The sequence below is a fragment of the Sphaerisporangium sp. NPDC051011 genome, assembly GCF_040653595.1.
In the GTDB taxonomy this organism is placed as follows: domain Bacteria; phylum Actinomycetota; class Actinomycetes; order Streptosporangiales; family Streptosporangiaceae; genus Sphaerisporangium.
Genome location: NZ_JBFAGG010000004.1, coordinates 254,059 through 270,006 on the forward strand (window position 1 = coordinate 254,059; position 15,948 = coordinate 270,006).

The 15,948-nt window shown below is 70.8% G+C and carries 11 protein-coding genes; 8 read left to right on the plus strand and 3 right to left on the minus strand.

The window, feature by feature from the left end:
• The first annotated feature begins 5 nt into the window (after nt 1-5).
• The 5 genes from AB0H21_RS11380 to AB0H21_RS11400 all read left to right on the plus strand — a co-directional run bounded on the left by AB0H21_RS11380 (nt 6) and on the right by AB0H21_RS11400 (nt 5,029).
• Nucleotides 6-1,031 (plus strand): LacI family DNA-binding transcriptional regulator, encoded by a 1,026-nt coding sequence (locus AB0H21_RS11380; RefSeq protein ID WP_358514651.1) that lies wholly within the window; start codon nt 6-8, stop codon nt 1,029-1,031.
• A gap of 132 nt (nt 1,032-1,163) precedes the next feature.
• Nucleotides 1,164-3,263, plus strand: a complete 2,100-nt coding sequence (locus tag AB0H21_RS11385) for a hypothetical protein (protein ID WP_358514653.1) — start codon at nt 1,164-1,166, stop codon at nt 3,261-3,263.
• A gap of 169 nt (nt 3,264-3,432) precedes the next feature.
• Nucleotides 3,433-4,371: a PfkB family carbohydrate kinase gene (locus AB0H21_RS11390; RefSeq protein WP_358514655.1), complete on the plus strand. Its 939-nt coding sequence runs from the start codon at nt 3,433-3,435 to the stop codon at nt 4,369-4,371.
• A gap of 38 nt (nt 4,372-4,409) precedes the next feature.
• Entirely contained in the window at nt 4,410-4,754 is a 345-nt protein-coding gene (locus AB0H21_RS11395; protein WP_358515406.1) for a Fe-Mn family superoxide dismutase, read from the plus strand.
• A complete protein-coding gene (locus AB0H21_RS11400; RefSeq protein ID WP_358514657.1) occupies nt 4,751-5,029 on the plus strand; it encodes a hypothetical protein in 279 nt (92 codons plus the stop codon). The genes AB0H21_RS11395 and AB0H21_RS11400 overlap by 4 nt, the downstream gene beginning before the upstream one ends.
• A gap of 88 nt (nt 5,030-5,117) precedes the next feature.
• On the opposite strand, the gene AB0H21_RS11405 is transcribed toward AB0H21_RS11400, so the two are convergent.
• The gene (locus AB0H21_RS11405) at nt 5,118-5,708 is read right to left on the minus strand and encodes a choice-of-anchor C family protein (protein WP_358514659.1); all 591 of its coding nucleotides are present in this window, start codon (nt 5,706-5,708) and stop codon (nt 5,118-5,120) included.
• 365 nt (nt 5,709-6,073) lie between these two features.
• Between AB0H21_RS11405 and AB0H21_RS11410 the strand changes: the two genes are divergently transcribed.
• From AB0H21_RS11410 to AB0H21_RS11420, 3 genes are all read left to right on the plus strand, one after another.
• The gene (locus tag AB0H21_RS11410; RefSeq protein WP_358514661.1) at nt 6,074-7,027 is read left to right on the plus strand and encodes a hypothetical protein; all 954 of its coding nucleotides are present in this window, start codon (nt 6,074-6,076) and stop codon (nt 7,025-7,027) included.
• A 72-nt stretch (nt 7,028-7,099) separates the two neighbouring features.
• Complete coding sequence (locus AB0H21_RS11415; protein ID WP_358514663.1) at nt 7,100-12,790, plus strand: DNRLRE domain-containing protein; 5,691 nt, start codon at nt 7,100-7,102, stop codon at nt 12,788-12,790.
• A gap of 155 nt (nt 12,791-12,945) precedes the next feature.
• The gene (locus AB0H21_RS11420; RefSeq protein WP_358514665.1) at nt 12,946-14,388 is read left to right on the plus strand and encodes an MFS transporter; all 1,443 of its coding nucleotides are present in this window, start codon (nt 12,946-12,948) and stop codon (nt 14,386-14,388) included.
• Here the strand turns inward: AB0H21_RS11420 and AB0H21_RS11425 are convergent.
• Complete coding sequence (locus tag AB0H21_RS11425) at nt 14,385-15,005, minus strand: TetR/AcrR family transcriptional regulator (RefSeq protein WP_358514667.1); 621 nt, start codon at nt 15,003-15,005, stop codon at nt 14,385-14,387. The genes AB0H21_RS11420 and AB0H21_RS11425 overlap by 4 nt on opposite strands.
• Nucleotides 15,002-15,883: an SDR family NAD(P)-dependent oxidoreductase gene (locus tag AB0H21_RS11430; protein WP_358514669.1), complete on the minus strand. Its 882-nt coding sequence runs from the start codon at nt 15,881-15,883 to the stop codon at nt 15,002-15,004. The genes AB0H21_RS11425 and AB0H21_RS11430 overlap by 4 nt, the downstream gene beginning before the upstream one ends.
• Nucleotides 15,884-15,948 lie beyond the last annotated feature (65 nt).

Sequence of the window (15,948 nt, forward strand, 5' to 3'; positions counted from 1 at the left end):
CGGCCATGAACGGTAACGCCCGGCTCTCCGACATCGCGGCCCAGGCCGGCGTGAGCGAGGCCACGGTCAGCCGCGTGCTGAACGGCAAGTCGGGCGTGTCCGCCGGCACACGCCAACTCGTCCTCACCGCGCTCGACCTGATGGGGTACGAACGCCCGCAGCGCCTGCGCCAGCGCAGCAACGGGCTCATCGGGCTCGTCACCCCCGAGCTCGACAACCCCATCTTTCCGGCCTTCGCCCAGGCCATCGAGAGGTCGCTCACCCAGCACGGGTACACACCCGTGCTGTGCACCCAGAGCCCCGGCGGCGCCCCCGAGGACGAGTTCACCGAGCTGCTGCTCGAACGCGACGTCAGCGGCATCATCTTCGTCTCCGGCCTGCACGCCGACACCACCGCGAGAATGGACCGCTACACCCGGCTCACCGACCGGGGCCTGCCCATCGTGCTGGTCGACGGCTACAGCGAGCACATCCAGGCGCCCTTCATCTCTCCCGACGACCGGCTGGCGGCGCGCCTCGCCGTCCAGCACCTGGCCGACCTCGGTCACGAACGCATCGGCCTCGCGCTCGGCCAGCGGCGGTTCGTCCCGGTCATCAGGAAGATCGAGGGCTTCACGCAGGCCATGTCGCAGCTCCTCGGCGTCACCGACTGCGAGCCGCTGATCCAGCATTCGCTGTTCTCCGTCGAGGGCGGCCAGGCCGCGGCGAGCGCGCTCATCGGGCGCGGCTGCACGGGCATCGTCTGCGCGAGCGACCTGATGGCGCTCGGCGCGATCCGCGCGGCCCGCGAGCGCGACCTGTCGGTGCCCGGCGAGGTCTCGGTGGTCGGCTTCGACGACTCCCCGCTCATCGCCTTCACCGACCCGCCCCTCACCACGGTCCGCAAGCCGATCGGCGCCATGGCCACCGCCGCCGTCCAGACCCTCCTCGAAGAGATCAACGGCGCCGCCCCCAAGAACATGGAACTCGTCTTCCAGCCCGAACTGGTGGTAAGAGGCAGCACCGGCTCCGGCCCCCGCCTGACCCGCTGAGGTTGCGGGTGGCTTGCCGGTCGGCCGGCGAAGGAATGTCGCGTTTCGCAAGCGCACGGTAACGCAGAGCTTCGACAGTGATGAGGACAGCCCTTTCGTGTCCTTTCCCTGGCGAAGATTCGGAGATCACACGTGCGCGCAAGCAGATCGCTCATGGTCGCCGCGCTGGCCCTGTTCTTCAGCGGCCCGCTCGTCGTGCCCCAGGAGGCTGCCCTGGCGACCGACCCACCGCAAAGCCGTACCGTCACCGCGCCGCTGCACCGGGTGGGCGGCGTCGACTGCGCCGGCCACCCGCAGCAGCAGGAGGCCGGGACCGTGACGGTGGTCCTGACCGAGCAGAGCATGGAGGTCACCGTGAACGTCACGGACGACCTCCACCCCTCCCAGGCGTTCAGCGTCGAAGGCTGGGAGGAGGCTCCCGGCTGTTACTCCGACAACGCGCTCAAGATCGACGGGGTCGTCCTCACCACCGACGGCAGCGGATCCGGCTCCACCACCTTCACGTTGCCCCTGCCGTGGACGCGGAACATGCCCGGCGGCGGCACGGTCGTCCTCGGCGACGGCGCGGGCACCGAACGCCTGGTCCTGGTCCTCGACCGATCCGGCTCCACCACAGGGGAGGACACCTACTCCGCCGGCCCCATCGACCTCGGTTTTCCGTCCACCATCGTCGAGGCGCGCTACACGGCCGAGCCGCACGAGTTCGCGCGGAAGATCCACTTCGACGCCTCCGGCAGCGTGGTCCCCGCCGGAGCCGAGGCGGAGTACCGATGGATCTTCGCCCGAGGTGAGGAACGGCGGTCCGGGCTGGGGCCGGTCATCGACTACGACTACGGGGACAGCACCGCGCCGATCGAGGTGACCCTGACCGTCAGCGCGCGGGGAGTCTCCGACACCGCGTCCGGGTCGGCCGGCGTGCCGGCGGACACCGTGGTGATCTTCCTCAAGGGTATCGGCCCGTATGGCCTCACCGGGGGAGAGGACTCCTCGCCGACCAAGGACAGCGCTTGGAAGCAGGTCGCCGGACAGAACTCCTTCGGCGGCGTGCTGACCGCGCTCGGCTGCGCCGACCTGTCGCCCGGGCGGACGCTGACCAAGCAGTGCAACACCACCGACCGCTCCCGGCTGTTCTGGTCGCCCTTCTCCTACCGGGGACTGAACGAGCAAGGCATGCCCAATCCCTACGGTGGCCGCGACACCTGGGTGCCGCTGAGCGTGAGCTCCGGCCACCTCGACACCCAGATCGGCAAGATCCACGAAGAGCGTCCGGAGGCGGACATCGTGCTGGTCGGCTACAGCGAGGGCGGGACGGTGGCCACCCGCTGGGCCGCCGACAGGACCGTCGGCCACCGAAGCCCCGGCCGGCGCACCCCCGTCATCACCCTGGACTCCATGCCCTACGGTTTCTGGCCGGACGACAGGAACACGCCCCAGGCCGAGGACAAAGCCAACTACTGCGGACCCACCAGCGAGAAGAACCAGGTCGCCACGCCACGGCTGGAGGGGTTGCCGTGGGACGAGTTCCTCCTGCTGTGCACCGCCGGATGGCCGCACCGGGGTTTTCGCAGTGACGTCTCCTACGACTGGCGGGGGCAGCGGTCATTCGGCCAGGACGGCGCCGTGCCCAGGGCGACCTCGCTGCAACTGTTCAGCGCCACCAACCGGGAGGATCTCGTCGCGCCTCCGTGGTGGAACGTCAGCCCGTACGCCGCCCGTAACACGATCGTGAGCTGCGGCTCCGCGCTCTTCGGGCACAAGTGCGTCCTGAGCGACGCCGGGGTACACGAGCGGATCCTCAACGTGGTGACCGCCACCATGGCGGCGGCCGAGGAGCGTAGACCGCCTGAGATCAACGAGACCGCCCCGGCGTGGGGTGAGTCCACTCCCGCGGAGAAGCTCGCCGGCTTCACCACCGAGATCAGCGTCCCCGCGAACGGACGCGTCGCGGCGGTCGGCGAGTGGGGACGCGGGGACGGCGCCGGCGCGCGCACTCTGACCTGCGTGGACTTCACCGCGCGGGCCCCGGGCACGGTGGTGGTGACCAGTGACGACTGGCGTGCCCGTTCCTACGTGGTCTTCTGGTACAGGAAACCGGCGTCTCCGGCCAAGCCGGAGGTCCTCATGCGCAGCCAGGTGCGCGTACTCCCGTATCTGGACACCAAGGCCTTCCAGGCCCAGGTCGGCAAGAACCTCGGCCGCCTGAATGCGGTCGAGAACCCCTGCCTCGCCTGACTCCGGGCGCGGGCGGCCATGCTTCCCGGCCGCCCGCGCCCATCTCCCGGGACTCCGCCCAGGCGTGGGCGCGTGCGTCGTCGTGCGCGCGTCCGGGTCGGTGCCGGAGGCCGTACCGTGGGCACGAGCCCGTCGCGTGCCGGGCGGCAGCTCGAGACGGGGGGAATCGATGACGACGGAACCCACCGCAGACCATCCGGCCGGTGCGCCCGCCTCTTGGGACGTGGTCGTGGTGGGCGGGGCGGGGGTCGACACGACCGTCTACGTGCCTGAACTGCCCCTGCCGTACGCCGACACCTACGCCGTGCCGCCGGTGATCGACCGAATCGGTAACACCGGCAGCGGCGTCGTCCTCGGCTGTCACGCGCTCGGCATGCGGGCGCTGCTGATCGACCTCATCGGCGACGACCCCCAGGGCGCGCTGATCCGAGACCACTTCGCGGCCCGGGGCGTCGGCTTCGCGTGGTCCGTGGTGCCCGAGGGGACGCGGCGCAGCGTCCTGCTCGTCGGCCCCGACGGTCGGCGCACCTCCCTGTTCGATCCCCGCTTCGCGCCCGGCCAGAGGCTGCCCCGCGACCTCTACCTCCCCGCGATCCGCAGGGCCCGGCACGTCCACCTGTCGATCACCGACTTCTCCCGCCACCTGTACCCGGACCTGCGGAACCTCGGCGTCCCCGTCTCGACCGACCTGCACGACTGGAACGGCCGCGACGACCACCACAAGGACTTCGCCTACGGCTCCGACCTGGTCTTCCTGTCCGCGGCCAAGCTGGACGACCCGGCCGCCGTCATGCGCGACATCCTCACCCGGGGCCGCGCGTCCCTCGTCGTCTGCACGGCGGGCGCCTCCGGCTCGTACCTCCTCGCCGACTCGTCAGGCGCCCCCGCCCACGTCCCCGCCGTCGCACCCCCGGCCCCGGTGATCGACACCAACGGCGCCGGCGACGCCTACGTCTCCGGGTTCCTCTACGGCCACCTCCAATCCCTCCCCCTAGAGGACTGCGCCCGCCTGGGAGGCGCGGCCGGCGCCCACGCCTGCACCACCAAAGGCACCCACGAAAACCCCATAACCGAAAAGACCCTCCTGGCCCGCGCGGCCCAGCCCTGACGCCTCCAGGAACAGGTCCTCGCGGGCCCGAGGGGGAACTGGCCGCCGCCATCGACGAGCACTTCGGCACGTTCGACGCGTTCGCGGCGCAGCTATCCACGGCGACCAAGACCGTGCAGGGCTCGGGGTGGGGAGTGCTCGCCTGGGAGCCGCTGGGTCGGCGGCTGATCGTGGAGCAGGTGTACGACCACCACGGCAACGTCGGGCAGGGCTCGACGCCGCTGCTGGTGTTCGACGCCTGGGAGCACGCCTACTACCTGCAGTACCGCAACGTGCGCCCGGACTATGTGGACCGTCTGTGGGGGTTGGTCGACTGGGCCGACGTCGCCGCCCGGTTCGAGGCCGCCCGCGCCGCCGGCTCGGCGATCCCCAGGCTGGGATGAACCGGACACACGCCGAGCAGCTCTTCGGGCACGCCCAGCGCGCGGCGGGGGTCATCGCGGCCAAACACCGCGGTGACCTGGCCGGCGCCGAGGCGCTGCTGGGCGCCTTTCCCGACGACGCGGCCCGCGTCCGCGGATTCTGCCTGCTCGCCGAGCTGGCCCTGTCGCTGGTACGGGCGCAGACCGGCCAGAACATGGACGAGTTAGTGCAGGAGCTGACGCTGCGCATGGCCGCCGTCGTGCTGGAGCCGCCCCCGGAGGCAGCGAGTCCCTGAGATGCCCGCCCTCCCGTGCCCAGGGCGCCGGCGCGCGGCCTTGGGCGCGGGCCGGCCGGGGCCTCACGCTCGGTAATCGCCGGTGCCGTCACAGGTGGCAGATGATGACCAGGCAGCTTTTCACGGTGATGTCGTCGATCACCGGGCCGTAGGCGCCGGGGGCGGTGCTGAGGAATTCCACGGTCGTGGACAGGCCGGTGGCGATGAAGGTCACCTTCTTGTGCACGTATCCCATGGCGGCCGAACTCCTGCCGGTGACGTCGAAGGAGAAGTCCTGCGCGGGCTCGCCGCCTATTCGGACCTCCCCGCTTTTCACCGCGGGCGCGCCGCCGGGATTTCCCGCGAGCCGGTAACCGATCTCGTACTTGACGAGCGGCAGCGTGCCGAAGGTCTGCGTTATCGCGCCGGGGCCCGAGCCGTTCAGGTCGAGAGCCTGGACGCCCTCGGCCGCCTGCCACAGGCCGCGTCCCATCAGGTCGACGCTGCCGCGGCGAACCGTCCACGCGCCGATCGTCCGCCCGGTGGCGAAGGTGCGGTAGGCGCCGGGCCGAATCGCCGGGGACTCGAAGCCGCCGTTGAAGCGTCCGGTCGTCGCGTCCGCGGGCGCGCCCGTGACCATGGCCAGGGCCGCGAGCGCCCCGGCCATTCCGGTCCCCGTCCGCGCTCGGCGCGCGAGCACGCGAAAAGACCTTCTCCTGGAATCATTGGAATCGCTAGAATCAACCGGTCCCGTCACGAACAGGGAGATTAGCGTCCGGCCCGCGCCGGTTCCGGCGTCACGTCTTCGGGCCGCGTCAATAATTCTCCGAGTAATGTCAATGGACGGCCGGTCCTGATGAAAAGGACACGGCCCGCTTACGGCGGTGGTGGCCTCCCGGGCGGGAGCCTGCAAGGGGCGAAGAGGCGCAACCTGTAAGGACGGCGTCGCCGCCCATCCACTTCATGATCATCATGTGTTTACTGCACGGTAGTCGACCGTACAGTCAAGATCATTACGGTTTGCGGCGTTTGCGTTCCTCCCCTTTCGCACGTGGAAGGATACCCATGCGCATCGGCAAACGGGTGGTCGTCGCCCTACTGGTCGCCACCCTCTCGGTGGGCACGGCGAGCGTGTACGGCACGCCCGCCGTCGCGGCCGACGACCCCGCTCTCCCGGCACTCACCCGGGTCGTGCCCGACCTGGTCGCGGAGGCCGGGACGACTCCTCCGACCGAGATCCCCGAGGGCAACACGCAGCGGGCTTTCTCCATTGCGCCCGACCGTACGCTCCGTCTCAACGTCAGCGACGTGGAGATCGGCATTGGAGCGCCCGATGCCGCGGGGACCGGCAACCACCCGCTGCCGGGTCTGGTGACCTACAGCGCCACCAAGCCGGGCGTCGCCTTCGCCCACCAGCGCACCGGCGAGATCGGCCGGGTGCTCACCGTCATCAAGGACGCCTCCGCGCCCACCGAGTACCGCTTCCCGATCAGCGCTCCGGAGAACAGCACACTCGAGGTCGAAGAGGACGACCAAACGGTCCTCATCTACACCGACGACATGTACGTGGCCGAGATCGACACGCCCTGGGCCAAGGACGCGAACGGCAACCCCGTACCGACCTCCTATCGCGTCGAGGGCATGACGCTGATCCAGACCGTCCACCACGCGGGCGCCGCCTACCCGGTGGTCGCCGACCCGGCGCTCAAGCTGGAGTGTGAGTGGTGGAAGGCCATGTGCCGGGTCATCTTCTCCCGCACCCTCACCAAGAAGATCTACAGCACCTGGCTCTACGCCGGTGCCGCCGCGGCCGTCGAGGTGCTGAAGGCGGCCTGCGACAAGGTCAAGAACGGCAAGGTCAAGTTGATCTGCAAGGTGGGGGTCGCCGCCGGCATCGTCACGTTCGTCCGCACGATCAGAGATGCGGCGAACCAGAATCAGTGCTTCGCGATCCGGGCGCAGTGGCCCGGCCCGATCGTCTGGGGTGAGGTCCGCAAGAAGAGCTGCTCGACCAAGTAAGCACGCCCGACGCCCCCGCCTGCGGGCGGGGGCGTCGCTGTCGCATGCCCTTCCTTCTTCGACCGGAGCACAATGAGCACCATCACGTCACGGGCGATCGCCGGCAGCCTGGCCGTCGTGCTCGCCCTGACAGCCGTGAACATCTCTCAGGCGGAGGCGGCGCATGCGGCCGAGCCCGCCCCTTCCCCTGCTGCCCCAGCCTCAGCCGCCTCCGCTGATCCGTCGGCCTCGGCAGGGGCCGATCCCGTCGCCCCCGACGAGGCCTCGGCACGGCTCACCGCCAGGCTGACGGGCAAGCGGGTGGAGGCGGAGTCCGCGCGGACCGAGACCGCCACGACCTACGCCAACCCTGATGGCTCGTTCACCATGGAGGCGTTCGCCGGACCGATCCGGTTCCGCCAGGGCGACACCTGGGCGCCGGTGGACATCTCCCTCAAGACGACCCCGAGCGGCGAGGTCGCGGCCCGGGGGCATCGCCGTGGGCTGCGGTTCGGCGGCCGTTCCGACCTGCGCCGGGGCGCGGCGGGCGTGGACCTCATCACGCTGGGGGAGGGGGCGGAGAAGGCGACCCTGCAGTGGAAGGGGAGTCTGCCCGCGCCCCGGCTCGCCGGTGAGAGCGCCACCTACCCGGAAGTGCTGCCCGGCGCCGACCTCATCGTCTCGGCCACGCGGACCGGAGCCGAGCAGTTCCTGCGCCTCAACCGCGTTCCTGACCGGGCTCTGTCCTACTCCCTGAGGATCGTGGCGCCCGGCATGAAGCCGCGCCAGACGGCCGAGGGCGGGGTGGAGCTGACCGACCGCAACGGCAGGCAGGTCATCACCATTCCCGCGCCGGAGATGTGGGACGCTCAGGTGGACCCGGGCTCCGGCGAGCACCGGCACCGCGCCCGGGTGGGCATGAAGCTGTCCGGTGACGAGCTGGTGCTCACTCCGGACCCCGCCTTCCTCAATGACCCGGCGACGGTCTATCCGGTCACCGTCGACCCGGCGCTCAACCTCGGCCAGGTCTTCGACACCTTTGTCCAGGAGGGGTACGGCACCGACCAGTCCGGCGCGACCGAGCTGAAGATCGGCAACAACGGGAGCGGACAGGTGGCCCGGTCCTTCATCACCTGGAAGACGCCGGGCATCGCGGGCAAGAAGATCGTGTCGGCCACGCTCAGCCTGTGGAACTACCACTCCTGGTCGTGTAACGCCCGGGGCTGGGAGGTCTGGTCGGCGAACAGGGCCTCGACCTCCTCCCGCTGGCCGGGCCCCGCGCTGGCCACCCGCTACGCCACCTCGACGCAGACCAAGGGGTATGGGACCGGGTGCGCCGATGGCTGGGTGAGCGCCAACGTGACGTCACTGGCGCAGTACTGGGCCGACAACGGCTGGACGGAGTCCGGCATGGGCCTGCGAGCCGAAAGTGAAACCGACGAGTTCGGGTGGAAGCGGTTCAACTCCGGTAACGCCTCGTCTCACCTGCCGTACATCGCGGTGACCTACAACTCCTACCCGACCAAGCCCGTGAGCACGTGGGTCACGCCGGCCAGTGCCTACGACTCGGTCAACTGGACCACCACCGCGACTCCGCAGCTCCGCGCCCACGTCGGCGACGCCGACGGCGGCAACGTACGCGGCCTCTTCGACGTCTACGACGGTGGCACGCTGGTCATCGACAACCTGTACGGCGGCTACGTGCCCAGCGGCGGCTTCTCGTCGGCGGTCGTGCCCGCGGGCAAGCTCGTCTCGGGTAAGACCTACGCCATCCGCGCCTGGTCCAACGACGGCTCGCTGAACTCCAAGTCCTACGGGACTTACACCTTCACCGTCGACACCGTCAAGCCGCCCGCGCCCACGGTCACCTCGGCCGACTACCCCGCCGACGGTTCCTGGCGCGGCGCCGCGGGCAAGGCGGGCACCTTCACGATCACGCCCGCGTCCGCCGACACCGGCTCGGTCGCCTACCGCCTCGACAGCGGCGCCACGGTCACGGTGCCCACCACAGGCGCCGCCATCTCGGTCAGCGTGACGCCCGCCACGACCGGTGCCCACACGCTGTACGCGTACACGATCGACAAGGCAGGCAACACCTCGCCGACCGTCACCCACACGTTCAACGTCGGTTCGGGCCCGGGGGCGGTCGCGCTGGTCTCGCCCGTGGACGGCCGGCGGACCGTCCGCGAGATCGGATTGGCCGCGACCGGCAGCGGGTTCGACGGCGCCACGTTCCAGTGGCGGCGGGCCGAGACCGACGCCTGGGCCGACATCCCGGTGGCGTACGTGCTGGGTGCGGGCGGCAAGCCATTGGCCGCGTGGCCGGTTGCGGTCACCGTCACCGGCCGCACGAGTACGGTCTCCGGGCTCACCTGGAACCTCGCCGACCAGCTCGGCGGTGACGGCGCGGTTCAGGTACGCGCCGTCTTCTCGGCGCCGGGGACCACGGGCGCCTCGGATCCCGTGGACGTGGTCGTCGACAGGCGGGGCACCGGCGCGGCGACGGTGGAGACGACAGAAGAGACGGCAGAACAGACGGCAGAACAGATCGGTCCCGGTACGGTGAACCTGCTGACCGGTGATCACGTCGTGCGGGCGAGTGAGGCGGCGGAGTTCGGTCTGTCGCTGTCTCGTGCGGCGGGCTCGCGCGACCCGAAGCTCGGTGCCAGGGTCGCCGGTCTGGTCGCGCCCTTCGGGCCCGAGTGGTCGGTGGGCGGCGTCTCGCCGTACGCCTCTCTGCGGGAGACCTCGCCGAGTTCGGTGGAGTTGCTGCTCGCCGACGGCACGCCGATCCAGTTCACCAGGACCGCGAGCGGCTGGAAGCCGGAGAGGGGCGCCGAGGAGCTGACCCTCGCCGGCAGCTACACGCTCAAGGACGGCCGGGGTTCGGTCACGACCTTCACCAAGCAGGGGGAGGTCTATGTGCCCGGCGGTAACCTCTACGAGGTCGTGAACGGCCAGACCAGACTGAAGGCCGTCATCTCGGGCAGTTCGGCGGCGGGGTGCACGCTGCCGTCGCCCGCGGTGGGCTGCCGCGTGCTGGAACTGGTCTACGCGACCACGACCACCGCGAGCGGTACGAGCCTCGGCGACCAGGCGGGCCGGGTCGGCAAGGTGCTCTTCCACGGAGCAACGCCCGGGGACGGCGCCGGGCAGGCCGTGATGGAGGCCCCGGTCGCGATCGCCCAGTACGCCTATGACGCCACCGGCCGGCTGCGCGAGGCCTGGGACCCCAGGATCACTCCCGCGCTGAAGACCGCCTACGGCTACGACACGGCGGGCCGCGTCATCTCGCTCACCCCGCCGGGTGAGCTGGCCTGGACCTACGGGTACGACACCGATGGCCGACTGCTGACGGTCTCCCGGCCCACCCTCAAGCCGGGCACGGCGGATCAGGTCGCGGGTGAGGCGGCCACCGGCCTGGTGTACGGGGTGCCGCTGGACAAGGCGGCCAGGGGGCCGGCCGATCTGCTGGCGAAGCACACCGCGGTCTGGGGCCAGCAGGACAACCCCGTGACCGCCACCGCGATCTTCCCGAACGACCAGCGGCCCGCGTCGCACACCGGTGCTCAGGCCTCGTGGGCCCGCGCCACGGTGACCTACCTCGACGCCGACGGCCGGGCGGTCAACACCCTGAGCCCTGGCGGCCATCTGGCCGTCGCCGAGTACGACAAGTACGGTCACACGGTCCGGCGGCTCAGCGCGCACAACCGGGCGCTGGCACTGGATGAGGACAACTATCGTCTGGCCGAGCTCGCCATCACCCAGTTCGACGCGCCCGAGCGCGCTGAGCTGTTGTCCACCCGCGTGGTCTACGACGCCACCGGACGCCGCAAGCTGGAGGAGCTCGGCCCGGTCCACATTGTCACGCTGGAGACGGCCGTGCCCGGCGCGGAGCTGGAACTGCCCGCCGGATACGCGATCGGCGCCAGGATGCGCACCGTGAACACCTATGACGAGGGGCGGCCATCCGACGCCGGCACCCGGGACCTGGTCACCACGGTCAAGGTCGGCGCCAGGATCGTCGGCAGGGAGAGCTCACCCGACGCCGACGTGCGCACCACAACCACCATCTACGACTGGAACGCGGGGCTGCCCACCAAGATCGTCCGGGACCCGGGTGGGCTGGCGATCACCACGACCTCGGCCTACACGGCGGGCCGGGTCGTCAAGACCACCCAGCCGAAGGGGGGCGCGGTCGAGACCACCTACTACGAGGCCGGCGGCTCGGGGACGTGTGGCGGACGCCCGGAATGGGCTGGGCTGGTGTGCCAGGAGACGCCGGTCGGCAGCGGCGCGGCCCCGGTGAAGACCTTCACCTACACGCGGTTCGGCGGCAGGAAGACCGCGGCGGAGTCCGCCGGTGCCGTCACCGGTACCACTCACACCAACTACGACACCGCCGGGCGGCCTGTCACGACGTGGGTCACCGGAGGGGCAGGCCGGGCTGTGGCGCCGGCCAACCTCTACTACGACCCGGGCACCGGCAGGGTGCGGGAGGACCAGCGCCTGGACGCCGCGGGCAAGGTGGTGGAACGGGTCGTGACTGTCTACGACCGGCTGGGCCGGGTGATCTCGGTCACCGACGCCGACGGCGGGGTCACCCGCACCGAGTACGACGACCTCGGCCGCCGGGTCAAGGTCAGCGACTCGGCGCCTTCGGTCTCCACATACGCCTACGACCATGCCGCCGAGCCGCGCGGGCTGGTGACCTCGGTCACCGATTCGGTGGCGGGCACGTTCACCGCCCGCTACGACGAGCAGGGGGCGATGATCGGTGGTGATCTGCCCGGCGGGCTGCACCTGGCGATCCCGCGCGACGAACTCGGAGCCGAGTTCGCCCGGGTCTACACCAAGGACGGCCTGGACGGACCGGTGATGATCGACCAGGCGGCCGCGTCGGTGCACGGGCAGTGGCTGCTGAACCTGCGCACCGACGCGATCATCGACCGCGAGCTCGGCTACGACAAGGCGGGGCGGCTGACCTCCGTCCTGGAGTTCACCCTGCTGTCCTGCTCCCTACGCCGCTACTCCTTCGACGTGAACACCACCAACCGCAGCCGCCTGGCCACCCAGAGCCTGGAATTCGACTGCCCGAAGGCGGACGACGCCGCGGCGGCCGTCACCTCCTACACCTATGACGCGGCGGACCGGCTCTCCGGCGGCGGATACGGCTACGACGCGCTGGGTCGTACCACCTCGCTGCCCGGTGGCCGGACGGTGGAGTATCACGTCAACGGCACCCCCTACCGGCAGACGGCCGGCTTGCGGACGATGACCTGGGCGCTGGACGCCAGGGACCGGGTCCGGTCGCTGACCTTGGACACGGGTGTGACCAAGGTCCACCACTACGGCTCCGAGGGCGACTCGCCCTCCTGGACCCTGGAGAACGCCTCAACCGGTGAGATCACCAGGAACGTCACCGGCCCGGACGGGCGCCTGGCGGCGCTCACCGGGAATACCGGGTCGGTGCGCGTGCAGCTCACCACCCTCCACGGCGACGTGGGCACCGAGCTGGATCTCGGCACAAGTGCCGCGACCGTTCTCGACTACGACGAGTACGGCGTCGCTCGGTCGCAGGCGCGGCGGTACGGCTGGAGTGGTGGCGCCCAGCGGTCGGCGGAAACCCCGGACGGGACCGTCTGGATGGGCGGCCGACTTTATGATCCGGCGCTCGGCCGGTTCCTTCAACCCGGTCAAGAACCTGGAACCACGCCTTACGCCGCCTTCGCCGGCGACCCGCTGAGCCGTCCGGCTCCACTGGGCGGCCCGGGTCGCGGGTAACGAAGATCAAACCCATGTGAGCAGCTCTTGGGCCGGGATGGCCGGGGTCCAAGGACCGGGTCATCCCGGCCCTCGGACCCCGGCCGCGGTACAGAAGAGCGCGGCGACCTTCACCTGCGCCTACGATCCGTCGTGCGCCACTACGCTGGGTCACCATGTCTCGGGTGGTGCGCAGTCTGGTGCCGGCGCGGTTGGATCGGCTGCCGTGGTCGGGGTTCCACACGCGGCTGGTGCTCGCGCTCGGCGTGGCGTGGGTGCTGGACGGCATGGAGATCACGATCGCCGGGGCGGTCGGGTCGGTGCTCCAGGACCGGCGGACGCTCGGGCTGTCCGCCGTCGAGGTGGGTTTCACCGCGACGGTGTACCTGATCGGCGAGGTGGCGGGGGCGCTGGTGTTCGGGCGGCTGTCGGACCGGTTCGGGCGGCGCAAGCTGTTCATCCTCACGCTCGGCCTGTACCTGGCGGCGAACGGCATCACGGCGCTGTCGCCGAATCTGGCGTTCCTGCTGTTCTTCCGGTTCTTCGCCGGGGCGGGCATCGGCGGCGAATACGCGGCGATCCACTCGGCGATCGACGAGCTGATCCCCGCGCGTTACCGGGGCCGGGTGGACCTGGCGGTGAGCGGGACGTACTGGCTCGGCGCGATGATCGGCACAGCGAGCACATATGTCCTACTAAATCCGGACGCATTGCCCGTCAATGTCGGCTGGCGCATCGGCCTGCTGATCGGTCCCGTGCTGGGCGCGGTGATCTGGGTGCTGCGCCGCACCCTTCCCGAGAGCCCGCGCTGGCTGCTCATGCACGGCCGTCACGAGGAGGCCGAGGAGGCCGCGCGCACGGTCGAGGCGGCCGTCGCCGAGGCCGGGCGCCCGCTGCCGCCGGTGGACGCGGGCAAGGTTCTGGAGATCCGCCCGTACGGCGCCCCGTCCTACCGCGAGATCGCGCGGGTGCTGCTGCGGGACTACCCGGGGCGCACGGCGCTCGGCGCGACGCTGATGATCAGCCAGTCGTTCCTCTACAACGCGATCTTCTTCACCTACGTGCTCGTTCTCGGCGCGTACTACGGGGTCTCGCCGCACGACGCCTCGAAGTACCTGTTCGCCTTCGCGCTGGGCAACCTCGCGGGGCCGCTGGTGCTCGGGCACCTGTTCGACACGCTCGGCCGCAGGGCGATGATCTCCGGCACGTACATCGTCTCGGGGGTGCTGCTCGCGATCACCGGCTGGCTGTTCAGGGAGGGGGCGCTGGACGCGACCACCCAGACCCTGCTCTGGTCGGTGATCTTCTTCATCGCCTCGGCCGCGGCCAGCTCCGGCTACCTGACGGTCAGCGAGCTGTTCCCGCTGGAGATCCGCGCGCTGGTCATCGCGCTGTTCTTCTCGGTCGCGCAGGCCTTCGGGGCGGTCGGCCCGGCCGTCTTCGGTGCGCTGATCGGCGAACGCGGCCACACCGACCCGTCCCGCCTGTTCTACGGCTACCTGTTCGCAGCGGCCATGATGATCGCCGCGGGCCTGGTCGCTCTCGTCCTCGCGGTGGACGCCGAACGCAGATCCCTGGAGGACGTCAGCAGCCCATTGTCAGCGCGCGACCTCGCCTAGCCGCCACCGGAACCGGCATCGTCGCCGCGGATCGACCGCCAGATGCGTTCGGGGAGCAGGCGGGTCGCCGCCGTGAGGTCGGCGCCGGGCGCCCCGGCGAGCCACCGGCGGGAGATCTCGGCGACCGGGCCGATCACGAGCATCTCGGTGAGCGGGTCGGGAAGGTCGGCGAGCCGGCCGGATTCGACGTGCGGACGGAGCCATTCGCCGATGCGCCGCATGTGGGGGGCCTTCGCCGCCGCGAGCGCCTCGGCGTGGGCAGGCAGGAAGTCCGCGTATGAGGAGGCGTGGACGAAGTGCGCCGCCGCCCGGTTCTCCTGGACGAACCGCAGGTACGCCTCGACGAGCGCGCGCACCCCGTCCCGCGCCGTCGCGGAGCCCTCGAGCGCGGCGACGAGCGCCTCCATCAGGGCGGACACGCAGCGGGCGTAGAGGGCCGCCGCGAGCCCGTCGACGCCGCCGAAGTGGTGGTAGAGGCTGCCGCTGCTGATGCCGGTCTCGATGATCAGCGCGGTCATCGTCAGGCCGGCGTGCCCCTTGGCGGCGTAGAGATCGAGCGCGGCGCGCAGGGCCTTCTCGGCCGTCGCCTCGCCCCTGGACTGCTTGGGGGACATCATCGCGGTTCGGGGGATGGCGATGGGGCGGCCGCGATGCCGGTCAGGTCCAGCGCCTGCGCCCACAGCGCCTCCGCGCGCGCCGTGTCCGCGGCGACCGAGGCGAGGGGCGTCTCGTCCTCCAGGTGGAAATAGCGGCCGGTCCACCCGGCGGCCTCGGGCAACAGCGCCAGCCGGACGACGGGCCGCGCCCCCGCCTCCGGGCTCTTCCACAGCAGCTTCACCACTCTGAGCGCGTGCCCGGCGAGCCCGCGGCGGTCGCCCAGGCCGGTGCGGATCACTCCGGGGTGCACGGCGTTGACGGTCACCCCCCGATCCTTCCAGCGCCCGGCGAACAGTGGCACCAGGAGCAGGTTGCACAGCTTGGTGTCGGCGTAGGTGCGCATCGGGTGGAAGTCCATGCCGGTCGGCGTCCGCTCCGGATCCGCACGCCCCTTGACGTACAGACCGGCGCTGACCTGCACCACTCTGGCCCGGGAGGCGATCAGCAGGGGTTCCAGTTCGAGGTTGAGCAGGAACGGGGCCAGGTGGTTGGTGGCGAACGCCTGTTCCAGCCCATCCTCGTTGAGCGCGCGCCGGCTCGGCCACAGCCCGGCGTTGTGCACCAGGACGTCGATGCGCGGGCACGCCTGGCGAAGCGCCTCCGCGGTCTCTCGGGTGGTCCGCACGCAGGACAGATCGCCGGTGACGACCTGTACCCGCGCTCCGCCGAGGCCCGCGAGGGACGCCCGCGCGGCCTCCCCGCGCGCCCTGTCCCGCGCCACCAGGACCACGTCACACCCGCGCCGCACCAACGCGGCGGCCACGGCATGCCCGATGCCCCGATTGCCCCCGGTCACCACAGCCGTCCCGGCTGTTCCCGGCCGATCGCCTTCGTCCATGCCTCGGAGTTTAGGATAATTCAGAGACAGTCTCTAGAGGATCTCTCTAAAAATGGCGGTAAAGA